Genomic DNA, 25,127 nt, shown 5'->3' on the forward strand with positions numbered 1-25,127 from the left:
GTCTCACCGGCTCACGCTGCCTGTCAGGGCGCGCCCATTCGCTCGAACGGCAACCGCACCCTTTTCCTGCTCGGTGCATCTACCTTGCCAGGCGGCGTCAACGTCTGTCAGCCGTTCCGGCTCGCGCGCACCAGATCCGCCCGAATAAAGCGTCGCGGCGCGTCCCACCCGATATCGGCGTTGATCGACTGGCACCCCTCACCCCAGCATCAACGCCGCGGTCGCCTTCGCACTCCCGACCACTCCCGGAATCCCCGCCCCCGGGTGCGTCCCCGCCCCCACGAAATACAGGTTCGGGATCGCATCGTCGCGGTTATGCACCCGGAAATACGCGCTCTGCGTCAGGATCGGCTCCAGCGAGAACGCGCTGCCCATGTGCGCGTTCAGGTCGTGCGCGAAGTCGGTCGGGGCGTAGCTGAACTTGGTCACGATCCGGTCGTGGATGTCGGGGATCAGCCGCCGCCCGACCTCGTCCAAAATACGCTTCTCCAGGATCGGCTTCACCGTTTCCCAATCGCCGGTGAACTTGCCGAGATGCGGCACCGGCGCCAGCGCATAGAAGGTCGAATCGCCCTCCGGTGCCAGCGAGGGATCGGTGACGGTCGGGTGATGCAGGTACAGCGAGAAATCCTCGCTCAGCATCCCATGTTCGTAGATGTCGTCGAGCAACCCCTTATAGCGCGGCCCGAACAGGATCATGTGGTGCGGAATCCCCGGCCACGTCCCCTTTACCCCGAAATGGACGACGAACAGCGACGGCGAGTAGCGCTTGCGCTCCAGCCGCGCCGCGGTCCGCCGCGCCGCCCCCGATTCGGGCAGCAGGTCGCGATAGACGTGCATGATGTCGGCATTGGCCGCGACCATGTCGACCGCCTCGCGCCACCCGCTGGCCGTCTCCACCGCGGTCACGCGGTCGCCCAGCGTCTCGATCCGCGTCACCGCATCGCCCAGCCGGATCGTACCGCCCAGCCGCTCGAACAACGCCACCATCCCCGCCACCAGCCGGTTGGTCCCGCCACGCGCGAACCACACGCCGCCGTCGCGCTCCAGCTTGTGGATCAGCGCATAGATCGCGCTGGTCGTCATCGGATTGCCGCCGACCAGCAGCGTGTGGAACGACAGCGCCTGCCGCAGCCGCTCGTCGGCGACAAACTTCGACACGATCGAATAGACCGATCGCCACGCCTGATATTTCGCCAGCGCCGGCGCCGCCTTCACCATCGACGCGAAGTCGAGGAAGGCGACATGCCCCAGCTTCTCGTATCCCTCGCGATACACGCCCGCCGAGTAATCGAGGAACTGGCCGTATCCCGCGACATCCGCCGGGTTCAGCTTCGCGATCTCGGCACGAAGGACGGTGTCGTCGTTGGTGTAATCGAAATTGGTCCCGTCGGGCCAGTTCAGCCGGTAGAAGGGCTGCACCGCGTCCAGCGTCACGTCGTCGGACAGCTTCTGTCCCGACAACGCCCACAATTCCTCCAGGCACGCCGGATCGGTGATGACGGTCGGCCCGGCGTCGAAGGTGAAGCCGTCCTGCTGCCAGTAATAGGCGCGCCCGCCCGGCTTGTCGCGCGACTCGACGATCGTCGTCGCCACGCCCGCGGATTGCAGCCGGATCGCCAGCGCCAGGCCGCCGAAGCCGGCGCCGACGACGACCGCGCGCTTCCCGGTCGACGGCATCATGCGCGGCCTCCCAGCGCCGCGATCGCACGGCCGACCGGCACCGGCGGCTTGCCCGACAGCACCCGCACCTTGTCCAGCGCGGTGGAACGCGCGGCATAGAAGCGCGCCACCAGTTCGGGCGACAGGCGATAGAAACGCTCCAGCACGCGATAGCGCTGGTCGGGGTCGGCGGCCTTGAACAGCATCAGGTCGAGCATCCGGTAGAAACCTCGTTGTCGCCACGAACGCGCGGCGTAGCGAAAAGTCAGGTCGTGAAGCGCTGCACCCGACAAGTCGCGCTGGCGGGCGATCAGCACCGCCAGCCGCGCGGCATCGGGCAGCGAATAGCCGGTGGTGGGATGGAACAGCCCCGCGCGCACTCCGGCCTTGGCGACCTTGGGCCCGGTCGAGCGCCAGTACGCCTCGAAGTCGCCGCCGCTCACCACCGGCAGCACGCCGCGTTCGCGGTGGATCACCTCGCCCTGCCAGCCCTTGTCGCGCGCATAATCGGCGACGCGCGCGGCCACCATCGGTTCGTCGAGCACGGGCGAATCGCTGTAATAGGTGTCCTCGACGAGCAACGTGTCGGGGGTGAACGGCAGCAGGTAGACGAAGCGGTAACCGTCGATCTGCGGCACGGTGGCGTCCATCACCACCGGGCGGGTCACGCCGTGCCCGCCCGCCACACGCAGCTCGTGCCCGACGAACTTCTGCCACCCGCCGGTCAGCAGCGACAGGTCGCCCACCCCGCGTGCGTCGATCACCCCGCCCGCGCTCAGCCGGTCGCCGTCCGCCAGCACCACCGCGCTCGCGCTGCACGCCAGCACGTGCCGTCCGGTCAGCAGCGCACGGCGCGGCAGCTGCGCGCGGACATGCGCGTCGAGCACCGCGGAGCGCACGGTGTAATAGGGTTGCGCCAGCGTCCGCGCGTGATCGGGAAAGCGCACGTCGTAATCGGCCCAGCCATGCGCCACCACCGGCGCGATCAGCGCCTGTTCGGCGCCGTGCAGGTCGGCGCCGAAAAACGACCAGAAATGGTTGCCGCCGATCGTCTCGCCGGCCTCGACCAGCCGTACGTCGCATGTCGGATGGCGCGACTGCACCGCCAGCGCGATCAGCGCCCCGGCCAGCCCGCCGCCGACGATCGCAAGGTCGCATTTGTGGGTCGCCGGCATGGGCCTTGCGCTATCCTATTGCCGTGCGTTGCGATAGTCCGCCGCACCGCTGGCGGAACCGTCGGCGGATGCTATGCGTGTCGGGTCTTTCTCTCCGTCCGGAGTCGTCGTCATGCGTCATCTGCTCGCCGCCGCCATCGCCCTCACGCTCGCCGCGCCCGCCGCCGCCACGCTGGCGCCCGGCGCCAAGGCACCCGATTTCGCCACCCGCGGCGCGATCGCGGGCAAGGTGGTGCCGATCCGCCTCGCCGAGCAGCTGAAGCGCGGGCCGGTGGTGCTGTACTTCTTCCCCGCCGCGTTCACCGGGGGTTGCAATGCCGAGGCACGCGCCTTCGCCGAGAAGGTCGACGCCTTCCGCGCCGCGGGAGCGACCGTGATCGGCATGTCGGCGGACAACGTGCCCGATCTCCAGCGATTCTCGTCGAGCGAGTGCGCGGGCAAGTTCGCGGTCGCCAGCGCCGGTCCGAAGGTCGTCGCGGGCTATGACGTCGCGCTCGGCCGGGAGATCAAGGGCCGCCAGGTGACCAGCCGCACCAGCTACGTCATCGCGCGCGACGGGCGAATCGCCTCGGTGTGGTCGGACATGAACCCCGCCGAACACGTCACGCGCTCGCTGGAGGCGGTGCGGAAACTGTCGGCGCGCTAGGCTTGGCTGAACGGCCGAACGGCGGCGGCGTCGGACGGTGCGGTGCAGGTCGGCGCGCGGTACGATGATGTCGTGCGAAGGACGGTGCACCCCACCGGCGCTGTTCGCCGGCGATCTTAATTTTCGCCGCGATTTCGATAGGATACTCGCGGTTATCATATCTTAGGAGTTCCGCCGCTACATCCCCGTTCCGTCGGTTGGGGTTTTATGGGGCGGATGATGGCGAGCAAGGCGGTCGATGTCGGTCAGGCGAACGGTGGTGACCGCCTGTTCGCGCGCATCGGCGCGTTTCTCGCGGCGCATCGGCTCAGCCCCGATCCCAGCCACTACGCCTTCGCCTATGAAGTCGTCGTCAACACCGGCGGTGTCGTGGCGCAGCGGGTGGCGTCGCTGACCGATGGCGGCGTCCGTCTGACCACGCAGGACATCACGATGCTCGGCGGCATCGCGGTCGCCGGAGCGCCGGTTGACTCCGGCGCCGATGACGAATCGGCGATGACCGGCGACGTCGATACGCATCAGGCGCTCATGGAGCGGATGATGCTCCAGCTCGACGGTTTCGACGACACGATGCGGCTGGTCCATGCCGAGGCGAACGATTTCGGGCGCGACCTGCAACGCTCCGCCGACACGATGCGCGATATGGGCGCCGAGGCGGGGATCGAGGCGATCGGCAAGCTGACCGCCGACATGATCGCGCGCGTCCACCAGGCCGAATCGAAGCTCGACCAGGCGCTGCGTGAAAGCGAGGAGCTGCGCACCGCGCTCGACGAGGCGCGCGGCTCGGCGCGCACCGACCCGCTCACCGATCTGCCCAACCGCCGCGCCTTCGACGAAGCGTTCGCCGCGCTCCACCGCGACACGCCGGTCACCGTCGCGATCTGCGACATCGACCACTTCAAGCGCGTCAACGACAATTTCGGTCATGCGGTCGGCGACCGCGTGATCCGCATGGTCGCGCAGACGCTGGCGTCCGAAAAGGGCATGATGGTCGCGCGCTACGGCGGCGAGGAATTCGCGCTGCTGTTCGAAGGCACGCCGATCGACGAAGCGACGACCGTCATCGAGCGCGTCCGCACGACCATCTCCGAACGGCGGCCGCGCGTCCGGGAGACCGGCGAGCCGATCGGGACGATTTCCTTTTCGGCCGGTGTCGCCGAGGGGCGCGTCGGTGAGGGACGCGCCGCATTGATGGCCCGCGCCGACGCCGCTTTGTACCGTGCCAAGGATCAGGGGCGCGCACGCACGATCAGCTCGGAACCCGGCAACTCGTAATCCGCGCCGCAATCTGGCGGATCGTCCCGTGCCGATCTGGCGCGCTACGCCAAGTCGACCGGCAATCCCGGCCCGCTTGCTCTTGAAAGTGACTTGGCACGCGTCGTGCAAAGATCCTGGCATGGGCCGGAACGCTCCGGCCCGACGCTCAGGAGTTGATCACATGACCATTCGTTTTGCCGCCCTTCGCCAGTCGCTGCTCTCGGTCGCTTGCGCCGTCGCCGTCGCCGCCGTGATGGTCAGCGCCGCCGTCCCCGTCTCGCCGATCGCCTGAACCGGAGTATCTCGCATGTCGACCTATCCCACGCTCGCCCGCTCGCTGCTGCTCAGCGCCGCCGCCTTCGCGACCACCGCGCTGCTGCTCTACGTCGACGCCGCCGCCGCGCTCGTCTGACCGCGGCGGGAGCGCGCCGCCCGCCGGTGCGTTGCCGCTCCATGGACCTCGACCGCTTCGTCGCCGCGCAGGCCGATCATTACGCCATCGCGCTTGCCGAACTCACCCGCGGCACGAAACGAAGCCACTGGATGTGGTTCATCTTCCCGCAGATCGCGGGACTCGGCCACAGCGCCACCGCCCGCCATTACGCGATCCGCGACCTCGCCGAGGCGCGCGCCTATCTCGCGCACCCGCTGCTCGGTCCCCGCTATCTGGAGAGCACGGCCGCGCTCATCCCGCACCGCGGCCGCCCGGCCGAATCGATTCTGGGCGGGATCGATGCGGTGAAGCTTCGCTCGTCGTTGACGCTGTTCGACCGCGCCGGCGCGCCGCCGGTCGTCGCAGAGACGCTGGCGGCCTTCTTCCACGGCCCGGATGCCGCGACGCTGCGGCTGCTGGAGGGCTAGCGCCCCTGCGCGCGCCAGCGCTGGACGGTGCGCGCGATCATCTGCTCCTCGCCGCCGGTGTTGCGCCAGAGTTCGGAGAAGACCGGATCGTCCGACGCCGGCCGCCGCCCGTCCTCCAGCGCATCGAAGGCGACGCGAATCGGGATCCCCACGCCCTCCCCGCACACGATCGCCTCGCGGTTGCGCAATGCGGGCAGCGCGTCGAGGAAGCCGCGCGCGCCTTCGGGCATCGCCGCGCGCACGAAGGCCTGATCGCGCTCGTTGTTCAGCCGCATCGCGATGATCGTGCCGCATTGCGACAGCACGCCCTCCGCCAGGTCGGACGGCCGCTGCGTGACGAGGCCCAGCGCCACGCCGTACTTGCGCCCCTCCTTGGCGATTCGCCCCAGGATCTGCGCCACCGATCCGCGCGCTTCGGCGTCGGCGGGGACGTAGCGATGCGCCTCCTCGCAGACGAGCAGGATCGGGCGCTGCGGCTCGCCGCGCGACCAGATCGCGAAGTCGAACACCATCCGGCTCAGCACCGCGACCACCACCGAGGTGATCTCGCTCGGCACCCCCGACACGTCGATGATCGAGATCGGCTTGCCGCCCCCCGGCAGCCGGAAGATGCGCTGCACGAACGCCGCCATCGTGTCGCCGACCATCATGCCGGAGAACATGAAGCCATAGCGCGGGTCACCGCGCACCTCGTCGATCTTGTTCTTCAGCCGCAGATAGGGCGAGGTGTCGCCGGCGCGGTCCATCTTGCCCATTTCCTGCTGCAGGATCTGCATCAGATCGCTCAGCAGGTACGGGATCGGCGCATCGACGGTCAGCTTGGCGATCTCCTGCCCGGCGCGGCTCTTGGCCTTGGCGGCAAGCAGGCACTTGGCCAGGATGTCGGCATCCACCTGCCGCGTGGTGCCCGAGGAGGTGACGAACACCTCGCAATGTTCGTCGAAGTTCATCAGCCAGTACGGCATCTGCAGGTTCGAGACGTCGAACAGCGCACCTGAATCGCCGAACGCGGCGCCATATTCGCCGTGCGGGTCGATCATCACGACATGCCCCTGCGGCATCAGCGAGCAGATGCGGTGCAGGATCAGCGCGGCGGCAGTCGACTTGCCGGTACCGGTCGACCCCAGCAGCGCGAAATGCTTGCCGAGCATCGCATCGACGTACAGCGAGGCGCGCACGTCACGCGTCGGGTGGACGGTGCCGATCTCGATCGCGGCGCGCCCCGTGGTGGCATAGATCTCGCGGATCTCGGCACCCGTCACCGCGAGCACGTCGGTGCCGGGCGTCGGATAGCGTGTCACGCCGCGGCGGAACCCGCGCAGTTGGCCGCTCGCCGGGTCCTCATCGCCCTCCCCCAGGAAGTCGACGTCCGCGACGACCGGATCGCTCGCACCGCCCGCCAGTCGCAGCGCGCGAATCGTCGCGATCAGCCAGGTCGCGGCGACGCGCACCTTCACCTGCCCGCCGACCTGCCCCGCCATCGGCAACGCGCCGTCCTTGTGCGCCTGCAACGCGGCAAGCGCGCCCGGATCGAGCAGCAGCTGGCCCTGACCGCCGGCGATCTCGCGGACATAGCCGATGGCCAGCGCGGAGTCGTGCCGAGAGGCAGGACCCGCAAAGGCCGCGGCAATCGCGGCGTCGAAGGCGTACGCACCGGTCAGATCGTTCATGACCGACAGCGATAGCGCCGCTTCGTAAAGATCGGGTGCAGCCGCTTGACCGCGCTTCTCGAATGGCGATGCGCGGCCCGCGCCGCCGCGTTCACCGACAATGGCGTCAGCGCCGCGCGAACCGCCCCGCCCCCCAGCCGAGCGCGACCGACAGCAGCACCGCCGCCCCGCCGTAGAGCCATTCGTGCCGATCCGCGGCCTGCGCGACGAATCGCTCGAAGCCGGATTTGCGGATGTCGATCTCGCGCACCGCCACCGCCAACACGCGCCCGTCGCGGATCAGGAACGTCTCCGCGGTGAACCGCCCGACCGGCACCCGCGCCGGGATCGAGATGCGGGCGCGATACAGCACGCCATCGGTGATCTCGACCGCGCGGGGCGCTTCGTAGAACAATCCGGTGCGCGTCCGCTGCTCGACCAGCCCGCGCGTGAAGCGGTTCTGCACTGCCGAGGGAGCGGCGGAGGCGGGCGACAGTTGCAGGCTGTCCAGCCCCAGTTCGTAGATCGCGCGCGTCCGTTCGTCGACCAGCGACGCCAGCGGCCGCGACGAGGCGACCGCATAGAAGGACGGCGCCGAGCGATAGCGCAGCTGCCCCGCATTGACCCAGATGCCGGCGACCTTTTCCTTCTCGCGGATCACGATCGGCTGCGTCGGGCCCTTCACCACCACCACCACGTCGGTGCGCTTGTCGCCGACCGGCAACCGCCCGCCGGGATAGATGATCGCGCCGAACAGCAGCAGCTCGGCACCGGTGAAGCTGTAGGCGATATCGATCCGGCGCTGCGACACGTCGGGCACCAGCACCGGCTTGGCCTGCGCCATCATCACCGGCGCGGCGAGCGCCAGCAGCCACCGCGCCGTCGTCACGACACCTCGACCGTGTAGAGTTCGTCGGGCCGCCAGCCGAGCCCGAGCGCGATCCGCCCCGCGACCAGCAGCACCATGATCGCCAGCGCGAGGCGCAGATATTCCGGCTTGGCCCTCGCCGCGAATCGCGCCCCCACCTGCGCACCCGCCACCGACCCGATCAGCAGCAACCCGGCCAGCACGATATCGACCGCCTTGGTGGTCGTGGCGTGGACCAACGTGGCGGCGGCGGTGACGAACAGGATCTGGAACAGGCTGGTCCCGACCACCACCGTCGTCGACATGCCGAGCAGGAAGATCATCGCCGGCACCAGCACGAACCCGCCGCCGACGCCGAGCAGGATCGTCAGGATGCCGGTGAAGAAGCCGAGCAACAGCGGCGCGAGCGGCGAGATATACAGCCCCGAGGCATAGAAGCGCGTGCGCAGCGGCAGGCTGGCGACGAGCGGATGGTGCCGCCGCCGCCGCGCGCGCGCGGTCCGGCGCCCGCGTGCGACCAGGATCGCCTCGACCGCTTCCTTCAGCATCATCGCCCCGATCGAGCCGAGCAGCAGGACATAGGTGATCGCGATCGTCGTATCGATCTGCCCCCATTGCTGGAGCAGCCGGAACAGCCAGGCGCCGAACAGCGAGCCGAGCACGCCGCCGATCACCAGCACCGTGCCCATCTTGGTATCGACGCCCTTGCGTCGGAAATGCGCGAACACCCCCGACACGCTCGCCCCGGTCACCTGGCTGGCGGCCGAGGCGGCAGCGACGGTCGGCGGAATGCCGTAGACGATCAGCAGCGGCGTGGTCAGGAACCCGCCGCCGACCCCGAACATCCCCGACAGCAGACCGACGCCCGCGCCCAGCGCGATCATCACCAGCGCGTTCACCGACAGGTTCGCGATCGGCAGATAGATGTCCATGACGGCTCCGACCGCTACCCGCTTCGCGCCCGCGATGCCATCGCTAGTCGCGGGCGGAATCGCGCCGTTGGCCATGGCAACCGCCCGCTCCCGCGCAAGCCCGCGGGTTTGATCCGTGGACGTCCCGTGCACTCCCCTGACCGTTCGTGCCGAGCTTGTTGAAGCACGTGCCATGAGGCGTCACCCTCTGCGACGAAGACACCATCAGAAATCGGTCCCGATCGACAGCGCCGGTCCCGATGCCGGCCGCGCATCGCCCGCCACCCGCCTCCGCCATTCCAGCGCGACCCGCACGCGCGGCACAGCGCCGGTCGGCACCTCGATCGTCGCCGACGGCCCGACGTCCAGCCGCGCCGCCCCGCGCTGCGCCGCGCCCCACAGGCCGACGCCCAGCGCGATCGCCACGCCGCCGGACCGGCCGAGCACCGGCCGCGCGACCTGCACCGCGCCATCGGCATAGCCCTCGACGTCATCACGCACGACCGCACCGGCCTGCGCATAGCCGTCGAGGCGGAAGCCGGCCGGCAGCGCCCGGTCGCTCACCCCGCCGACCAGCCCCACCGCCGTGCCGTCGCGCTGGTTCGCCACGCCGAACCGGCGTTCGGCGACGACGCGGACCGGCAATGCCAGCGGCCGCCACTCGATGCCGACCGCCGCCTCCTGCTGGCGCGTACCGAGTGCCGCGGCGAACCGTCCCGCGATCGCGAAGCGTCCCGCCGGGTCGAGCGTTCGCGCGATCCGCACCCCTGCCTGCGCGCCGCCGAGCTGCGGTGTCGCCACCCCCGCCCCGAACTCGGGCACGCCCGACGCACGGACAATCGTCCACGCACTCGCCGACCAGCGGCGCGCGGTCGGCGTCGGCGGCGCGGGCGTGCCGTAGCGGACCATGCCCAGAAGCCCCATCACGAACGCCGGCGTTTCCTCGACTGGCGTGGCAGCAGCGACCGGGACCTCGGGCGAGTCCACGGGAATCGCGCGCATCTGCCCCATCCGGCCACCGTCACCGATCGAGCTTCCGATCGCGGGTGCTGCTTGAGCGGCCGACGCCATCCTCGGCGCGGGTGCCGCGACCGACGCCGCTCTGTCGATGGCTGGCACGGCCGGCGCGCTCGCGTGCGCCATCACCCGTCTGACGGCATCGCGGGCGGCGGGCGGCACCGGCGGCTCGGGCCACAGCTGCCACGTCCGCAGGCCGATCCACGCGCCCAGCACCAGCAACAGGAATCGCAGCGGCCGACCCGCGCCGGTCACCGCGCGGCCGGCAGGATCTCGGGAAAACGGTGCGCGGTCTTGTCCCAGCGCGGCGCCGCGCCCAGCAGCGTCGCGACATAGCGCGTCACCGCCCGGCGTGCGGCGAGCATCGCGATTCCGTTGGCGACCAGCGCACGCGGGACCGACCGGCGTGCCTCGCGCCAGCCATGCTCGGCGGCGGTGTGCATCGCGCGCGCCGCCAGTCGCCAGCACAGCAGACCGGCATTGAGCATCAGGAGCGCGCGCAGCCCCGTTCCCGCCGGCGCCAGGACGCTGCCCCCCCACGCATGCGCCAGCGCCGACACGCTCCACCCCACCAGCGCGGCATAGGCGGCGAGCAGCGCCAGCACTGCGAGCAGCCCGCGCCGATCACGCATCCGCATCCAATATTCGGCGACGTCGCGCCGCGTGCCCCAGCCGGTACGGTCCCATCCCGACAGCGCGATCCCCGTGACCCAGCGCGCCTTCTGCCGGACCGCGGTGTCGATCGTGTCGGGAAAAAAGGCGCGCGTCGCGATCAGCGCGCCGCCTTTGCGCTCACGCCAGCGAACGAATCGCGCCGGCAGACCCAGTGCCGCGACGCGCAGCCCCAGTTCGTAATCCTCGGTCAGGCTCTGCGGCTCGAAGGGCGTGCCGCGCCCGTCGTCGAGCCGCTCGAGCGCGTCACGCCGGATCGCGCACCCGACCCCCGCGAGCGGCAGCGCCGCACCAAGTGCCGAGCGCACCACCAGGTCGCGGCGGTGCGCCTCGGCGAACTCGTCGGCATAATGGCCGGACACCCAATGCCGTCGCGGGTCGATCAACGGGACGACCGGCAGCTGCACCAGCGCCGCGTCGCGCAGGTGATCGTCGAACACGCGCAGCTCGGCCGGATGCACGACGTCCTCGGCATCGTGCAGGACGATCGCCGCGCTGCGATGCCCGACGGCGGCATCGTCGTCGCGCAGGGCGCGCCACAGGTGGTTGAGGCAGTCGGCCTTGGTCGTCGGCCCGTCATGCGCCACGGTCACGACCCGGACCCGCGCATCGCCTGCCGCCACCGCCTGCGCTGCGGCCAGCGTTCCGGGGTCGTTGGGGTAGCATCCGACATAGATGCGATAATCGGGATGGTCGTAGCGCGCGAGCGTCGCCGACAGCATCGCGCCGATCACCCGCTGCTCGTCCCAGGCGGGTACGAACACCGCCAGCGACAAAGCCGGGGCAGGCGGCACGTCGCCGCGCACCGGTTCATCGCGTCGGACGCGCCACCAGACCAGATCCATCAGCAGGTCGTCGATGCCGCCGATCAGGATAACGGTCGCGGCAAACAGCGCGAGCTCCGCCAATCCGCGATCGAACGCACCTAATGCGCCTGTCATGCCCCGTTTCGCGCCATGCCGCGGCCCCCTGCCTGCTATTTCGTGGCGAAACTGTGGCCCGGGCGCAACGCCTCGCAACAACCGTTGTCCCGAAACGAACCGAATGGGGGCGAAAGCGTTGGCGCTGCGGTCCCTTTGTTCCCCTTTCCGGGACCGGTGCCGACCCAAGCCGGTACCGGCCGCGCCGTCGGGTGTCAGGCGGCGCGGCCGAAGCGGTACCGGGCTTTACTGTCCGTTGCGCCCGGTCGGCCCGGCGCCGCTCGGCCCGCCTGCGGCACCGACCGCGCCGATGTTGCCGAACAGGTCCTGGAAGAACCCGCGTTCGCGCCCCAGCGTCGGCGTCGTCTTGCCGTACGGCTTCAGGCTGACGACCTGCTCGACCCCTGATTTGCGGATCGCGCTGACGTTCCCCGCCTGGTCGAAGCTGATCTGCAGCGTCAACTGGTCGCGCGGGCGCGGCGCATTGAAGGCATAATTGCGGCTGTCGCGCGCGATATAATACCAGTCACCCTGGTTGAACTGCGCCGCGAAGCTGGGGGTGCCCAGCGTCGCGAGCACCGACTGGCGGTTGTCCACCCCCGGCTGGATGGCATTCACCAGATCGGCGTCGACGATATAGCCCTGGTGCGAACGCAGCGGAGCACAGCCCGCGGCAAGGGCGCCGGCCAGGGCGAGGAAGATCAGCGGGCGCATCGATACTCCGGTCACAGGCACGCGTGGACTTTGCGGCCGTCCGCCTCAATATGCCGAGCGGCGGAGCGAAACAAGCGTACCCGCCACGCGCGTGACCGCGCAGGCAGAAGGATAACGACGTTGGGCTGGTTGACGAAGGTGCTGGGGGGTCGCGACCGTAACGCGGCACTGCCGCTGTACGATGCGGTGGTCGCCCGCGCACGGTCGCCGCACTGGTATGTGGACGGCGCGGTGCCCGACACGCTCGACGGCCGGTTCGACATGGTCGCGGCGGTACTGGCGATGGTGCTGTTGCGGCTGGAGGACGATCCGCACGGCGCGGAGCCGATCGCACGGCTGACCGAGCGCTTCGTCGACGACATGGACGCGCAGGTACGCCAAATCGGTTTCGGCGACATGGTGGTGGGCAAGCATGTCGGACGAATGATGGGGATGCTCGGCGGACGCTTGGGCGCCTATCGCGACGGCCTGTCGGACGGTGATCTCGACGCGGCGCTGGTGCGCAACCTGTATCGCGGCATCGCGCCCGATCCTGCGGCGGTGGCGCACGTCCGCGACGGGCTGATCGCGCTGCGTCGCGCGCTCGGCGACGTGCCGCTGCCGCACTTGATGGAAGGACGAATGCCATGAGCGAATTTGCGCGCGTCGAGCGGCTCGACACGATCGGCGGCGAGGAACGGCAGGTCGCGATCGCGGCCGACGAGAGCGAACGGCTGGCGCTCGCGCGGCGCTTTCGGCTGATGGCGGTCGAGCGGCTGGAGGCGACGTTCGCGATCCGACGCGAGGCCGGCGGCGTCGCGGCGCGCGGCCGGGTCGCGGCGGACGTCGTTCAGGCGTGCGCGGTGACGGGCGACCCGGTTTCCGCCACCGTCGACGAGGAGGTCGACTTGCGCTTCGTCGAACCCGCCGGCCGCGGCGGGGACGAGGAAGTCGAGCTGTCGGGCGACGCTCTGGACACGATCGAGATCGAGGGCGGCGGGATCGATCTGGGCGAGGCGGCGGCCGAGACGATGGCGCTCGCGCTCGATCCCTTCCCGCGCAGCCCGCAGGCTGCCGACGCGCTGAAACAGGCCGGCGTGCTCAGCGAGGAAGAAGCGGGCGCCTTCGGTGCGCTGGCGGAGCTCAAGGCGAAGCTCGAGAAGAAATAGCCGGTCCCGCCTATCCCGCGGGCGTGTTCAGTTCGTTGATCGCGGCATGGACGCGCGTCTCGACCTCCCGCCGCGGCAGCCCGGGCGGTATCGGTGTGCCGATACGAATGGTGACGACACCGGGCCGCTTGGCGCCACGCTTCGGCAACAAGCGTCCGCTGTCGAGCGCGATGGGGACCACCGGCAGGTCGAGCGCCTTGTAGAGCCCCGCGAACCCCGACCGGAGCGGGGGATGCTCGCCATGCGGCACGCGCGTCCCCTCGGCATAGACGATCACCGAGCGTCCTGTCGCGCGCACCGCCGCGCCCTCGCGCATCATCGTGCGCAGCGCCTTGGACGACGCCTCGCGGTCGACCACCAGCGCGCCATATTTGACCGCCGCCCAGCCCCAGAGCGGGATCCGCATCAGCTCGCGCTTCAACACCATCGCGGGCGAGCCGAGCAGCAGTTGCAGCTCCAGCGTCTCGTACATCGCCTCATGTTTGGCGACGAAAAGGAATTGTCCCGGCGGCACCGCACCCTCGACACGCGGCGTGATGCCCAGGATCAGCCGCATCAGAATGCGGTGCAGCCGCGACCAGCGGTCGGCATGCGCGATCAGGACACGCTGCCCGAACAGCACCGCGATCGGCGTTGTCAGCACGATCGGCACCGACAGCAGGTAGAAGATCGTCCGAAACAGGATCGTACGTACCCAGTTCAACGCCACCTCTCCCCCCACAGCACCACGCGCCGCAGCAGCAGCTTGTTGTATTCGTTGAAGGCCTGCGCCAGCGTCGGCTGCGCCGGCACCCCGTCGACCAGCACCTCGACGCCAGCGTCCAGCGCCGGGCCGAGCTCCAGCGCGGCACGGCGCGCATGCCAATTGGAGGTGACGAGCCGGATCGAGCGATAGCCGCGCGCCCGCACCCAGGCGGCGGTCTCCTCGGCATTGCTGCGCGTGTCGACCGCCTCGGCTCCCAAGTCGACGCAGCAGGCGATCGTCGCCTCGTGCCCGGCGACGCGCGCGAGATCGGCGCGCGTGACGCCCGGCGCCGTGCCGGTTACCAGCATCCGGCGCGCGCGGCCATGTTCCAGCAGGTCCAGCCCGCGCGCGATCCGCCCCGCCGCCCCGGTCGGCACGACGATGCCATCGGTGCGACGCGCCGGATCGGCAGGGTCGGGCAGAGCCAGCATGAAGGCCGCGAAGCCGAGCAACCACGCGAGCAGCGCAAGCGCGACCAGCCGCTTCGTCACGCCAGCCGCCCCAGGACGCGCAGCACCGCGCCATAGGCCACGAGCGCGGCGACGATGACGAAGACGAACGGCAACGCCACGATCGCGATCCACCCGCCCTCGCCGAGCGTCACGCCCCCCAGCAACTGCGACCCGACGCCCTGCGTAAGGCGGCCTAACAGCAGGATCACTCCCCAAGCTGCAACGCCGCCGATCACGGCCCCGGCGGCAGCGTCACGCGCGATGCGCCGCCGGAACAGCCCCCCGACCTGCGCATCGGTGGCGCCAAGTGCGTGCATGATCTCGATCGTCCCGCGATGCGCGGCCAGCCCGGAGCGGATCGCCAGCAGCACGATCGCGATGCTGGCGCCGATCATCAGCAGCACGATCGCCGCCGCCACCGCGACGATCGCCGCGAGCAGCGTCCCCGTGCCGCCCAGCGCCGCGACATGCGCATCGACCTGCGCGTCCGGCGCGACGCGCCGCACCACGGCATGCAATCGCGCCAGCGCGCCGGGCACGGGGGCAAGCGTCACGTCGATCAACGCCGGGACCGGAAGGTCGGTGTCCGCCGCCGCCTCGCCCAGCCACGGCCCCAGCAACCGCGCGAGATCGGCACGCGGGACGAGCGCGGCGCGCCGCACCGCGGGCGAGGTGCGCAGCGCCGTCAGCACCGCTTCCGCCCGTCGCGCGCGTATGCCGGCATCGCCGGAGACGATCTGCACCGTCGCCTCGCCGGATAGCGCCGCGCGCAGCGCCAGCGCCGCCCGCGCCGCCCCGATGCCCCCCGCCGCCGCCAACACGGTCAGGAACAGCGTGATCGCCAGCACGCCCGCCATCGTGCGGCCTTCGCGCGCGGTGTCGAGGATGCGGGCGGTCGCGGCGCTCATGCGCGCTGCACCCGCGGCGCGGTCACGTGCCCCGCGGCGATCCGCATCATCTGCGCGCCAGGCACGCGCGCGATCAATTGCGCGTCGTGCGTGGCGACCACCACGGTCGTGCCGAGGCGGTTGAGCGACGCGAACAGCTGGACCAGTCGGTCGGCCATGGCATCGTCGACGTTGCCGGTAGGTTCGTCGGCCAGCAGGATGTCGGGACGCGCGATGACCGCGCGGGCGATCGCCACGCGCTGCTGTTCGCCACCCGACAGCGTCGCGGGCCGCGCCTGCGCACGATGCGTGAGCCCGACCCAGGCCAGCATCTCGCCGACCGCTTCGGCCACGTCCGCCTCGGCCGCATCCGCGATGCGCAGCGGCAGCGCGATATTGTCCGCCACCGACAGATGCGGGATCAGCCGGAAGTCCTGATAGACCACTCCGACCCGTCGGCGGATCGACGGCGCCTGCGCCCGCGGCAGCGTCAGCATGTCGATGCCGAACAGCCGCATCACGCCGCGGCTCGGGCGCTGCGCAAGGTACAGAAGCCGCAGCAGCGAGGTCTTTCCGGCGCCGCTCGCCCCGGTCAGGAAGCAGAAGGCGCCGGGCGCGAGCGCGAAGCTGACGTCGCGCAGCACCTCCTCGCCGTGCCCGTAGCGCAGGCCCACGTTCTCGAACTGCACGATCGCCGCCATCTGTGGCAGCCATTGCACGGCGGATGCAACGGCTTCAAGCACGGCGACTCCGCTTGCGTTCGACAGGGTGCGCGTGTTTAGATTCGGCTCGTTCGTCCTCCCGGTGCCGCGCCCATGATCCTCGATTGTCCCGAATGCCGCGCCCGCTACATGGTGCCGGACCATGCCATCGCATCGCCGGGACGCACGGTACGCTGCGCCAATTGCGGGCACAGCTGGTATCAGGACGTCGCCTACGCCGACGAGCCGGAGGAAGCGGAGCCCGACGACGCCCCGCCACCCCCCGCCGCCGACCCGGCCGTCGAGGATGTGCCCGCCCCGCCGCCCCCGGCAGGTCTGCCGTTGCAGGCCGCGCCGGCCGTGGCCGCGCCACCCGTCGAGCCGGTCGCCTACGACGCCTTCGCGCATCGCCCGCCCTTCCGCGCACCGGCGCGCGCCAGCGGGCGCATCCGTACGATCGCCAGCCTCGCCGCCGGGTTGCTGATGCTGGCGGCAGTTGCCGTGATCCTGTGGACGACGGCGCCGGGGCTGGCGCAGCAGATCGGGCTGTCGATCGGGCCGGAAGAGCTGCCGCTGCGGATCGCCGACAATCCGATCGAGCGCCGCAAGATGGCCAACGGATCGGAGCTGTTCGCCGTCAGCGGCCGGATCACCAATCCGTCGTCGACGCGCCAGCGCGTGCCCGACATCCGCGCCGACCTGCGCGATTCGGAGAACCGCATCGTCTTCAGCTGGACGATTACCCCGCAGCAGCGGACGTTGCTTCCGGGCGGCGCGATCGACTTCAACTCGGCGCAGGTCGACGTCCCGGCCAGCTCCAAGCGGCTCGACCTCAGCTTCGTCGGAGAGGCGAGCTGATAAAGAGCGTTGCCACCCGGCGCGTGCTTTGCTAGGGGCGCTCGCCTACCAGACGCCGGGCCCGCCCGGTGGACAACACGTGCGGTCGTGGCGGAATTGGTAGACGCGCAACGTTGAGGTCGTTGTGTCCGAAAGGACGTGGAAGTTCGAGTCTTCTCGACCGCACCAATCTCCCGCTGCCACGCGGTGATCATTGCCCGGCGGGGCTGTCCAAATATCTTGTTAAGGTCCGCTCAAGCCTATATCCGCCACCGGCTGACCCATGGCCCGCGCCCGCACCTCCCGCTCCGCCCCGTCCAGGACCCGATCGCCGTGGCGGCGACGGATCGGACTTGCCGTCAAGCTGGCGCTCGCCGCGGCCGTGCTTGCGTTCGCCGCGCTGCTGACGGCGGTCTATATCGCGCGCTCGCAACTGCCGAGCTTCGAATCGCTGAAGTCGTCGCCCAACGGCCAGATGATCCGTGTCCATGCCGCGGACGGGTCGGTGCTGGTGTCGCTCGGGCCGAGCTACGGCGAATGGCTGTCCTACGATCGCATTCCGGCCGTGATGCGCGACGCGACGATCGCGGTCGAGGACCGCCGCTTCAACAGTCATGTCGGCGTCGACCCGGTCGGGATCGTGCGCTCGCTCTACGTCAATTACGAGCGCGGGCGGCGCGTACAGGGCGCGTCCACGATCACGCAGCAGCTGGCGCGCAACATCTTCCTGAACAATCAGAAGAAGTTCGGACGCAAGTTCCGTGAGGGCATCCTCGCGCTGGCACTGGAGCGCAAGTTTTCCAAGGAGCAGATCCTCGAGCTGTACCTCAACAAGGTCTATTACGGCGGCGGGGCGTACGGAATCGATGCGGCGAGCCGCAAGTTCTTCGGGCATGGCGCCGATCGCCTGACGCTGCCCGAGGCGGCGGTGATCGCCGGGCTCGTCAAGGCGCCCTCCAACTACTCGCCCACCGCCGACGCTCAGGCGGCGGTGGGCCGGGCGGGCGTGGTCATCCAGCAGATGGTGCGCAACGGCTTCATCTCGGCCGCAGAAGCGCGCGAGGCCAATGACGTCGGCGTGAAGCTGGCCCCCGCGCCGCGCCAGAACAGCGTCCGCTACTTCACCGACTGGGCGTTGCCGCAGCTCGACCTGCTGATCGACGAAACCGAAAAACCGCTGGAGGTGTGGACGACGCTCGACCCCGCGATGCAGCGGCAGGCCGATGCGGCCGTGCGCGCCAATGTGCCGAAGGGGGCGCAGGGCGCGATGGTGGCGATCGACCGGGACGGCTCGGTGCGCGCGATGGTGGGCGGCACGGATTACGTCAGCTCCATCTACAACCGCGCGACGCAGGCGCAGCGGCAGCCGGGGTCGGCGTTCAAGCTGTTCGTCTATCTGGCCGCGCTCGAATCGGGCAAGACGCCCGAGGATCGCGAGCTGGATGCGCCGGTGACGATCGACGGGTGGAGCCCGCGCAACGATTCGCGGCGCTTCTCGGGCGAGGTGACGCTGCGCACCGCCTTCGCCTATTCGCTCAACACGATCGCGGCGAAGCTGGGGCAGGCGGTCGGCTTCCAGACCGTCGCCGACATGGCGCGGCGCTTCGGGATCAGCACACCGGTCAACACGCATCCGTCGATGGTGCTCGGCACCTCCGACGTGCGGCTGATCGACATGACGCGCGCCTTCGCCAGCGTCGGCAACAAGGGGGTCGCGGTCACCCCCTTCGGGATCACGCGCGTCACCCCCGAGGGTGAGGAGATCTACCGTCACGAGGTCGATCGCAGCCAGGTGCTGGTCGCGCCCAACGTCGCTGCCGAGATGACCGACCTGTTGCAGACCGCCGTCAACACCGGCACCGGCCGCGCCGCTCAGATCGGGCGCCCGGTCGCAGGCAAGACGGGTACGACGACCAGCAGCAAGGACGGCTGGTTCCTTGGCTTTTCGTCGGGGTTGACCACCGGCGTGTGGATGGGGCGCGACGACGCCCGTCCGATCGCCGGGCTCCACGGCGGCACCGCGCCGGCGCGCGCCTTCCACGACTTCATGATCAAGGCAGTGGCCAATCGCCCGATCGAGCAGTTCGAAACTGCGGTGACGCTGCCCGAGGCACAGCTGGAGCCGGACGCCGAAAGCTATTACGGCGCGCCCGACAATTCGACCTTCGTGGACGAGGCCGGCTATGGCCCCGACGCGCCGCAGCAGGCCGCACCGCAGGATCAGACGCCGACGTTCGGGCCGGAGCGCCCCGTGGTCCAGCCGTTGCCGCCGCGCAGCGACGACGAGCAGCCGCGTCCCGACGAGCGGCTCGACCAGGACTGGCTCGACCGCGTGACCAACCAGCCGCGTCGCGACGCGGTCCGGACCCCGCCGCCACCACGCGGTGCGCCCCCGGCTCAGCCGCCCGGCGAGCGCCCGAACCAGTGAAGCGCGGCGCCGTGCGTGCGTAACCACGCGCGTTCGGCCGCCGGCTCGCGACCGAATAGCTGCGCGACCACCGCGTGGAACGCGGGGGAATGGTCCATGTGGACCCGGTGCGCGACCTCGTGTGCGGCGGTGGCACGGCGTACCTCGGGCGGGGCAAGGACCAACCGCCAGCTGTAGCGGATCGCACCATGGTGCGCGCAACTGCCCCAGCGGCCGCGCGGGTCGCCAACGGACACCCCAGTGACGACAACCCCGGCCCGTGCGGCATAGAAAGCGGTTTCGCGTTCCAGCAGCGCCAGCGCCTGCCGGCGAAGCCAGGCCTCGACGCGGCGCGCGACCATCTCGGGCGCGCCGCCGAGCAGCAGCCGGTCACCATCGATCCTGGGCAGACGCGCCGCCTCCGCCCGCCAGTCGATCGTCAGCGCCCGACCGTCGACGGGCAGCACGGCCCCCGCCACGAACGGTCGTGCCTGCGGCAAGCGATCACGCTGAAGCGCAATCCACGCATCCTGCGACCGCGCCCACGCCAGAGCCTTGGCGGCCGAGGCGCGCGGCGGCAGCGTCAGCCGCGCGCGCCCGGTGACCGGATCGAACGACAGGCGCGTGCGGCGGGCGCGCGCGTTGCGGACGACCAGGATGTCGTCGGTCACAACTGGCGGTCGACCATGTGGTTCTCGAGGTCGCCGGCATCATCCTCGCTGATCGTCCACCCGCGCACCGACTCGCCCGCGCGGTGCACCGCCTCCCGGTCGCCCGAGACGAGATAGTGCCAGTCGGGCAACGGCTGGCCGGCGGCGCGCAGCCGATAGGCGCAGGTCGACGGCAGCCAGTCGATCGCATGGACGTTGCCCATCGTCAGCCGCACGCACTCGCTGACATAGGCACGGCGGTGACGGTAGTTCGAACATTGTCCGCTACGCCGGTCGAGCAGGCGGCACGCGACGTTGGTCGCGATCAGCTCGCCCGTGTCCTCGTCCTCCAGCTTGTGGAGGCAGCATTTGCCGCATCCGTCGCACAAGGCCTCCCATTGCGCACGGTCGAGCTTGTCGAGCGGGGTCGATTCCCAGAAGCGGCCGGTCAGCGCGCCCATCGGCGGACCTCCTTGGCGATCGCGTCCGGCGGCCCCTCGGGAAGCAGCGCGAGGGGGCGGCCATCGGGATCGAAGAGGTAGATCTGGCGGCTGTGATCCATCAGATAGCCGTCCGCCGTCCCTGCGCCCCGCGCGTAGTAGATGCCAAATTCCTTGGCGACCTTGGCGATCTGCTCCGGCGTGCCGGTAAGGCCGACCAGCCGCGGATGAAAGGCGGAGACGAAGCGCTTGAGCGCGGCGGGGGTATCGCGCGCCGGATCGACGGTGATGAAGATCGGTACGATCCGCTGCGCCAGGGCGGCGTCATCCCGCTCCAGCAGCTTGAGCGCGGCGGCGATGTTCTGCACGTCGGTCGGGCATACGTCGGGGCAGAAGGTATAGCCGAAATAGACGATCCGGTACTTCCCCGCGAAGTCGCGGTCGGTGACGGTCCGGCCGTCCTGATCGGTCAGCGAGAAGGCGCCGCCGATTCGCGCACCCGCCAGCGGCGGATCGCCCGCGGGTTCCTGCGCGCAGGCCCCGAGGGGCCCGGCGAGCAGCAGCGCGAGCGTGACGGCGGAACGGCGCATGTTCATGGTGACGGCAGATGTGATGGGTTATAGCGCGTGGCGCAACCCTTTGGCTGTCTGCGAGAACCGACCCGATGCTTCGCCGCCCGTTCCTGAATGCCGCGCTGCTTGCCGCGCTCTCTTTGACCGCCACCGCATTGCCCGCCGGCGCGCAGCAGCAGTCGCAACGCTACAAGTTCCTGGAGGCGGTGCGCAAAGGCGACGGCAATGCGGTGATCGCGATGCTCGATCAGCCGGGGCAGACGATCGTCAACGCGCGCGACGTGACGACCGGCGAGGGTGCGATCCATATCGTCGTGAAGCGCGGCGACGCCGCCTATCTGCGTTACTTGCTGGCCAAGGGTGCCGACCCGAACCTGCGCGACGGGAACGGCGAGACGCCGATGATGCTGGCGGTGCAGGCGGGGCAGCCCGACCTGATCCAGATCCTGGCGGGCTCCAAGGCGAACGCGAACCTGGGCAACAACGCCGGCGAGACGCCGCTGATCCGCGCGGTGCAGCGCCGCGACCTGTCGCTGGTGCGCGCGGTACTGGCCGCGGGCGGCAACCCCGACCAGACAGACAATGTCGCCGGCATGTCGGCACGCGACTATGCAAAGCGCGACACGCGGTCGCTGGCGATCCTCAAGACGCTGGAGGACACACCGGTGAAGGCGCCCCGCGCGGTGGCGGGTCCGAAGTTCTAGGCGCCGGCTACCACCCCTGGCCGGCATCGGGATCGTGCGCGGCGATGACGCGGCGCGCGGCCCGACGCGCAAAGGCGAGCGTGCAGCGCTTGCGGGTCGGGGCAGGCAACGGATCGGTCCGCGCCTCGCGCACGATCGCCGCGTCGTAGCGGTCGGCGACGATCAGCCCGGTCCGCTCGGGCAGGAACGCTTCGCCCGAGATCGGCGAGGCATCGAACCCTGCCGGCACCGCCCAGTAAAAGCGGTCGCAATGTGCCAGATAATCCTGCCACTTGCCGTCACCGAGCAGGTCGGCGCGCGACACCTTGATCTCGACGATCACCAGCTGCCCACGCGGATCGATCGCCATCAGATCGGCACGGCGCCCGCCGTCGAGCGGCACCTCGGCAAGGGCGGTGAGGTCGTGGCGGAGCAGCATCCGCGTGACCCCGCGCGCCACGTCGGCGGCGCACAGGGCTGCGGTATCATCGCTGTGGCAGGTATCGGGCGTCGTCAGCATCGCCCGGTGGAATAGAACATCTGGCGAACGAAAGCCAAGCCTGCGTTCGCGTGGCGCGATCAGCGGTAGAAAATGTGATTGCCGATCGACGCGACGCGCACGCCGTTGCCGCGGCCGGCGCTGCGGTGGTTGAAGTACAGCGCGTTCGAGGCATTGCTTTCCCACGCGTCCTTCATCGCCACCTTGGCGACCGCCATCGCGGTGCGCCAGTCGTCGTTGCTGGGTGCGTCGGGCATCCGACCGCTGCGCACGAACGAGAACTGGCCCTTCTGCGTCACCACGTCGCACACGCTGCCGCCGAAGCGGCGCGAACGGGTACGGTTCAGGATCACCTCGGCGACGGCCAGCTGACCCGCGAGCGGCTCGCCCCGCGACTCGAAATAGATCGCGCCGGCCAGGCAGCGCATGTCCTCGTCGGCGTCCGAGCGGATCGACTGATCGGCGACGGCAGCGGCGAGCGTCGGGTAGGCGATCTGCTCTTCGACCTGTTGCGGGGTCACGGTGGGTTCCTGGATCGTCGGCGCGGCGGGGGCGACGGTCGGAACCTGGGCGGGAAGCGCGAGTTGAATCGCGGTGGATGCGGCGGGAACAGCCGGTAGATCAGCAGCCAGTCCGGGGGCGCTCTGTGCTACGAGAGCTAGGACCGAGAGAGTAAGCGTCGCGAAGGTCGCGATGCGTGAGCTGAACGGCATTCCACATCATTTTTGTGCGGTGGGTGCGCGGATACGATCGCTGAACCAGCGTTGCTGACTCTGACCGTCCGGGTCCCCCCCGACTGCGTCACCGTTCGAGATCGCACCCCGCATCGGCACAACGCACGTTGTCGATGCCGTCGGGCTACGGCCGAGAGGTTAACAGGGTCAATCTTACAGGATCGTTTCAGCGACGAACCGTTCGGCGTGCGGGACGTCCAGTTCAATCACCCACAAGTCGGGATCGCGCGCACGGCGCTTCTGCCAATATTGCTCCAGCATTGCTGTCTGATCGGAGTCAGGGCCGGCAGGGACCAATGTGTCGCGGTCGTCCAACCCGCGCATCCGCTCCACCGCGCGCAGACATCGACCCTCGGCGATGAGGACCAGCAATGCCCCGCCCTGCGGTTCGCCGCGTGCGCGGACGACCGCAAGGCCGCCCGAGTCGTTCACCCGCTGCAACAACGCGCTGACCGCCAGATGCGTCGGCAGCCGCGCACTCATGGCGCCGCATAGCCCGGCAGCGAAGCAAGCGCGATCCGCGAACGCATGAAGGTACCGGTGCCCCGCGCCACCTCCTCTCCGTCGGCCGTCACCAGCCGCGCCTCGGCGACGAACACGCGGCGTTGACCGCTGATCCACTTGCCCTCTGCGACCACCGGACCTTCGCCGAGCGGACGGGTGAGCAGCAGGCTGAACTGCGTGGTCAGCAGGAAGCGATCGGTCACCAGGCTGTTGCAGGCGTAAAAGGCCGCATCGTCCAGCATCTTGAAATAGCTGGTGCCATGCGCCGCGCCGGCGGCGTGGAAGTGCCGCCGGTCGACGTGGAAGTGAATCCGCGACTCGCCCGCCGCGGTCACCTCCAGCCGCGACTCGAAGAATCGGTTGATGGGCGCCGCCGCGTAGAGCGATTCGAGCGCGCGATAATGCGCCGCCGCGCCTTCAGGCGGCATCGCGAACGCCATGATCGGTCAGCAGCGCGTAGATCGCATCGGGCGACCCGGCGCCGCGCAGCTTGGCCACGAGCGGCCGGTCGCGAAGCCGTCGTGCGACCCGCGCTAGCGCCTTGAGATGCTCGCCGCCCGCTTGCGGGGGCGAGAACATCGCCGCGACGACGTCGACCGGCGCATCGTCGACCGCGCCATAGTCGAGCGGGTGCGTCAATCGCGCGACCGCAAGCGCGACGCGCCGCAGCCCGGCGATCCGCGCATGCGGGATCGCCACGCCGCCGCCGAAGCCGGTCGAGCCTTCCTTTTCGCGCGTCGTGAGTGCCTCCGCCACGACACGGCCATCGATCCCCAGCGCCGGCGCGACGAGCGTGCCGAGCTGCGCGAACAGGGTCTTCTTCGAAGCGGCGGTCATGCCGACCACGATCAGTTCGGGGACGAGCAGATCGCTGAGATCAGTCGCCATCAGCCGCCACGCTGCGGTTCCACCCAGCCGATCGTGCCGTCACCGCGGCGATAGACCATGTTGTACGATCCCGTGCCCGCGTTCTTGAATAGCAGCGCCTGCGTGTTGCGCAGGTCGAGCATCATCACCGCATCGGACACGCTGGCATCGGGCACGTCGACGCGCGTTTCGGCGATGACCAGCGGTGCATCGCCAGCCTCGTCCTCGCCGATCTGCTCGGCGAACAGGGTGTAGCCGGCATTGTCGTAACCGGTACGCTCCTGCGTCTCCTCGGTCGCGGCGTGTGCGGCATGACGATCCTTGAGGCGGCGGACGTAGCGGCGCAGCTGCTTCTCGATCTTCTCCGCCGCGCCATCGAACACCAGATGCGCGTCATGCGCGTCGTGGCGTCCCTTCAGGATCAGCCCGCGGGTCACGTGCGCGACGATGTCGCAAGTGAAGCCGTTATCGTGCGGCCCCTTGCCGAACGTCACTTCCGCCGAAATGGCGCGCGCGAAATATTTGTCGGCGATACCCTGGAGCCGGTCCTGCACATGGGCCTTCAGCGCGTCGCCGATCGCCACCTGATGACCTGAAATCCGGATATCCATATTTTTCCTCCATCTCGCGCCGGTCCGCCCCCCTGCGG

The 25,127-nt window shown here is 69.8% G+C and carries 29 protein-coding genes and 1 tRNA gene; 9 read left to right on the forward strand and 21 right to left on the reverse strand.

Translation table 11 applies throughout. The features are described 5' to 3' along the window. Positions 1–198: 198 nt before the first annotated feature. Both J2Y58_RS11940 and crtY read right to left on the reverse strand, forming a co-directional pair. The gene (locus tag J2Y58_RS11940; protein WP_310103334.1) at positions 199–1,683 is read right to left on the reverse strand and encodes a phytoene desaturase; all 1,485 of its coding nucleotides are present in this window, start codon (positions 1,681–1,683) and stop codon (positions 199–201) included. Beyond that, on the reverse strand, positions 1,680–2,837 hold the full coding sequence (gene crtY / locus J2Y58_RS11945; protein WP_310103337.1) for a lycopene beta-cyclase CrtY: 1,158 nt from the start codon (positions 2,835–2,837) through the stop codon (positions 1,680–1,682). Before crtY ends, J2Y58_RS11940 begins: the two co-directional genes overlap by 4 nt. 112 nt (positions 2,838–2,949) lie before the next feature. Between crtY and J2Y58_RS11950 the strand changes: the two genes are divergently transcribed. From J2Y58_RS11950 to J2Y58_RS11960, 3 genes are all read left to right on the forward strand, one after another. After that, entirely contained in the window at positions 2,950–3,483 is a 534-nt protein-coding gene (locus J2Y58_RS11950) for a redoxin domain-containing protein (RefSeq protein ID WP_310103340.1), read from the forward strand. Between the two features lie 219 nt (positions 3,484–3,702). Beyond that, the gene (locus J2Y58_RS11955) at positions 3,703–4,758 is read left to right on the forward strand and encodes a GGDEF domain-containing protein (protein WP_310103343.1); all 1,056 of its coding nucleotides are present in this window, start codon (positions 3,703–3,705) and stop codon (positions 4,756–4,758) included. A 435-nt stretch (positions 4,759–5,193) separates the two neighbouring features. Further along, positions 5,194–5,601 (forward strand): DUF1810 domain-containing protein, encoded by a 408-nt coding sequence (locus tag J2Y58_RS11960; protein WP_310103345.1) that lies wholly within the window; start codon positions 5,194–5,196, stop codon positions 5,599–5,601. On the opposite strand, the gene J2Y58_RS11965 is transcribed toward J2Y58_RS11960, so the two are convergent. The 6 genes from J2Y58_RS11965 to J2Y58_RS11990 all read right to left on the reverse strand — a co-directional run bounded on the left by J2Y58_RS11965 (position 5,598) and on the right by J2Y58_RS11990 (position 12,352). After that, entirely contained in the window at positions 5,598–7,271 is a 1,674-nt protein-coding gene (locus J2Y58_RS11965) for a helicase HerA domain-containing protein (RefSeq protein WP_310103348.1), read from the reverse strand. The genes J2Y58_RS11960 and J2Y58_RS11965 overlap by 4 nt on opposite strands. 106 nt (positions 7,272–7,377) lie before the next feature. Continuing rightward, positions 7,378–8,094, reverse strand: a complete 717-nt coding sequence (locus J2Y58_RS11970; protein ID WP_310103521.1) for a TIGR02186 family protein — start codon at positions 8,092–8,094, stop codon at positions 7,378–7,380. A 41-nt stretch (positions 8,095–8,135) separates the two neighbouring features. Beyond that, positions 8,136–9,050, reverse strand: coding sequence for a sulfite exporter TauE/SafE family protein (locus J2Y58_RS11975; protein WP_310103351.1), 915 nt, complete (start codon positions 9,048–9,050; stop codon positions 8,136–8,138). Positions 9,051–9,254: 204 nt separating this feature from the next. Continuing rightward, entirely contained in the window at positions 9,255–10,301 is a 1,047-nt protein-coding gene (locus tag J2Y58_RS11980) for a hypothetical protein (RefSeq protein ID WP_310103354.1), read from the reverse strand. Beyond that, positions 10,298–11,659 (reverse strand): glycosyl transferase family protein, encoded by a 1,362-nt coding sequence (locus J2Y58_RS11985; RefSeq protein ID WP_310103357.1) that lies wholly within the window; start codon positions 11,657–11,659, stop codon positions 10,298–10,300. The genes J2Y58_RS11980 and J2Y58_RS11985 overlap by 4 nt, the downstream gene beginning before the upstream one ends. Before the next feature lie 225 nt (positions 11,660–11,884). Beyond that, entirely contained in the window at positions 11,885–12,352 is a 468-nt protein-coding gene (locus J2Y58_RS11990; protein ID WP_310103360.1) for an outer membrane protein assembly factor BamE, read from the reverse strand. 120 nt (positions 12,353–12,472) lie between these two features. On the opposite strand from J2Y58_RS11990, the gene J2Y58_RS11995 reads away from it, so the two are divergent. Together J2Y58_RS11995 and J2Y58_RS12000 are read left to right on the forward strand one after the other, a co-directional pair. Next, positions 12,473–12,982, forward strand: a complete 510-nt coding sequence (locus tag J2Y58_RS11995) for a ubiquinol-cytochrome C chaperone family protein (RefSeq protein WP_310103363.1) — start codon at positions 12,473–12,475, stop codon at positions 12,980–12,982. Beyond that, on the forward strand, positions 12,979–13,500 hold the full coding sequence (locus J2Y58_RS12000) for a DUF177 domain-containing protein (protein WP_310103366.1): 522 nt from the start codon (positions 12,979–12,981) through the stop codon (positions 13,498–13,500). The genes J2Y58_RS11995 and J2Y58_RS12000 overlap by 4 nt, the downstream gene beginning before the upstream one ends. Before the next feature lie 10 nt (positions 13,501–13,510). Here the strand turns inward: J2Y58_RS12000 and J2Y58_RS12005 are convergent, their stop codons facing one another. From J2Y58_RS12005 to ftsE, 4 genes are read right to left on the reverse strand one after another with little or no spacing between them, the layout of a single operon-like run. After that, positions 13,511–14,203, reverse strand: a complete 693-nt coding sequence (locus tag J2Y58_RS12005) for a lysophospholipid acyltransferase family protein (protein ID WP_310103368.1) — start codon at positions 14,201–14,203, stop codon at positions 13,511–13,513. Next, the gene (locus J2Y58_RS12010; protein ID WP_310103371.1) at positions 14,200–14,736 is read right to left on the reverse strand and encodes a YdcF family protein; all 537 of its coding nucleotides are present in this window, start codon (positions 14,734–14,736) and stop codon (positions 14,200–14,202) included. The genes J2Y58_RS12005 and J2Y58_RS12010 overlap by 4 nt, the downstream gene beginning before the upstream one ends. Then, positions 14,733–15,605 (reverse strand): FtsX-like permease family protein, encoded by an 873-nt coding sequence (locus J2Y58_RS12015; protein ID WP_310103374.1) that lies wholly within the window; start codon positions 15,603–15,605, stop codon positions 14,733–14,735. Before J2Y58_RS12015 ends, J2Y58_RS12010 begins: the two co-directional genes overlap by 4 nt. Continuing rightward, positions 15,602–16,285 carry a cell division ATP-binding protein FtsE gene (gene ftsE, locus J2Y58_RS12020; protein ID WP_310103522.1) on the reverse strand — a complete coding sequence of 228 codons (684 nt, stop codon included), beginning with the start codon at positions 16,283–16,285 and terminating at the stop codon, positions 15,602–15,604. Before ftsE ends, J2Y58_RS12015 begins: the two co-directional genes overlap by 4 nt. Before the next feature lie 114 nt (positions 16,286–16,399). On the opposite strand from ftsE, the gene J2Y58_RS12025 reads away from it, so the two are divergent. From J2Y58_RS12025 to J2Y58_RS12035, 3 genes are all read left to right on the forward strand, one after another. After that, complete coding sequence (locus J2Y58_RS12025) at positions 16,400–17,143, forward strand: MJ0042-type zinc finger domain-containing protein (RefSeq protein ID WP_310103377.1); 744 nt, start codon at positions 16,400–16,402, stop codon at positions 17,141–17,143. 81 nt (positions 17,144–17,224) lie between these two features. After that, positions 17,225–17,311: transfer RNA gene (locus J2Y58_RS12030), tRNA-Leu, on the forward strand. A gap of 94 nt (positions 17,312–17,405) precedes the next feature. Next, complete coding sequence (locus J2Y58_RS12035) at positions 17,406–19,550, forward strand: PBP1A family penicillin-binding protein (RefSeq protein ID WP_310103380.1); 2,145 nt, start codon at positions 17,406–17,408, stop codon at positions 19,548–19,550. Here J2Y58_RS12035 and J2Y58_RS12040 read toward each other — a convergent pair. The 3 genes from J2Y58_RS12040 to J2Y58_RS12050 are packed head-to-tail and all read right to left on the reverse strand — an operon-like array spanning position 19,520 to position 21,215. Beyond that, complete coding sequence (locus J2Y58_RS12040) at positions 19,520–20,200, reverse strand: YgjP-like metallopeptidase domain-containing protein (protein ID WP_310103383.1); 681 nt, start codon at positions 20,198–20,200, stop codon at positions 19,520–19,522. The two genes, J2Y58_RS12035 and J2Y58_RS12040, sit on opposite strands and share 31 nt — an antisense overlap. After that, the gene (locus J2Y58_RS12045; protein WP_310103388.1) at positions 20,197–20,640 is read right to left on the reverse strand and encodes a YcgN family cysteine cluster protein; all 444 of its coding nucleotides are present in this window, start codon (positions 20,638–20,640) and stop codon (positions 20,197–20,199) included. Before J2Y58_RS12045 ends, J2Y58_RS12040 begins: the two co-directional genes overlap by 4 nt. Then, positions 20,628–21,215, reverse strand: coding sequence for an SCO family protein (locus J2Y58_RS12050; protein WP_310103391.1), 588 nt, complete (start codon positions 21,213–21,215; stop codon positions 20,628–20,630). Before J2Y58_RS12050 ends, J2Y58_RS12045 begins: the two co-directional genes overlap by 13 nt. Before the next feature lie 68 nt (positions 21,216–21,283). On the opposite strand from J2Y58_RS12050, the gene J2Y58_RS12055 reads away from it, so the two are divergent. Further along, positions 21,284–21,895 carry an ankyrin repeat domain-containing protein gene (locus J2Y58_RS12055; protein WP_310103394.1) on the forward strand — a complete coding sequence of 204 codons (612 nt, stop codon included), beginning with the start codon at positions 21,284–21,286 and terminating at the stop codon, positions 21,893–21,895. A 7-nt stretch (positions 21,896–21,902) separates the two neighbouring features. Here J2Y58_RS12055 and J2Y58_RS12060 read toward each other — a convergent pair whose 3' ends face one another. From J2Y58_RS12060 to hpf, 6 genes are all read right to left on the reverse strand, one after another. Beyond that, positions 21,903–22,394, reverse strand: coding sequence for an MmcB family DNA repair protein (locus J2Y58_RS12060; RefSeq protein WP_310103397.1), 492 nt, complete (start codon positions 22,392–22,394; stop codon positions 21,903–21,905). A gap of 59 nt (positions 22,395–22,453) precedes the next feature. Next, positions 22,454–22,894: a cell wall hydrolase gene (locus tag J2Y58_RS12065; protein ID WP_310103399.1), complete on the reverse strand. Its 441-nt coding sequence runs from the start codon at positions 22,892–22,894 to the stop codon at positions 22,454–22,456. Between the two features lie 366 nt (positions 22,895–23,260). Further along, on the reverse strand, positions 23,261–23,590 hold the full coding sequence (locus J2Y58_RS12070) for a DUF1491 family protein (protein ID WP_310103403.1): 330 nt from the start codon (positions 23,588–23,590) through the stop codon (positions 23,261–23,263). Further along, the gene (locus tag J2Y58_RS12075; RefSeq protein WP_310103406.1) at positions 23,587–24,039 is read right to left on the reverse strand and encodes a PaaI family thioesterase; all 453 of its coding nucleotides are present in this window, start codon (positions 24,037–24,039) and stop codon (positions 23,587–23,589) included. Before J2Y58_RS12075 ends, J2Y58_RS12070 begins: the two co-directional genes overlap by 4 nt. Then, positions 24,029–24,499 (reverse strand): PTS sugar transporter subunit IIA, encoded by a 471-nt coding sequence (locus J2Y58_RS12080; protein WP_310103409.1) that lies wholly within the window; start codon positions 24,497–24,499, stop codon positions 24,029–24,031. Before J2Y58_RS12080 ends, J2Y58_RS12075 begins: the two co-directional genes overlap by 11 nt. Then, positions 24,499–25,089, reverse strand: a complete 591-nt coding sequence (hpf, locus tag J2Y58_RS12085; protein WP_310103411.1) for a ribosome hibernation-promoting factor, HPF/YfiA family — start codon at positions 25,087–25,089, stop codon at positions 24,499–24,501. Before hpf ends, J2Y58_RS12080 begins: the two co-directional genes overlap by 1 nt. Between the last annotated feature and the right edge of the window lie 38 nt (positions 25,090–25,127).

The organism is Sphingomonas sp. BE138, assembly GCF_031456125.1.
In the GTDB taxonomy this organism is placed as follows: domain Bacteria; phylum Pseudomonadota; class Alphaproteobacteria; order Sphingomonadales; family Sphingomonadaceae; genus Sphingomonas.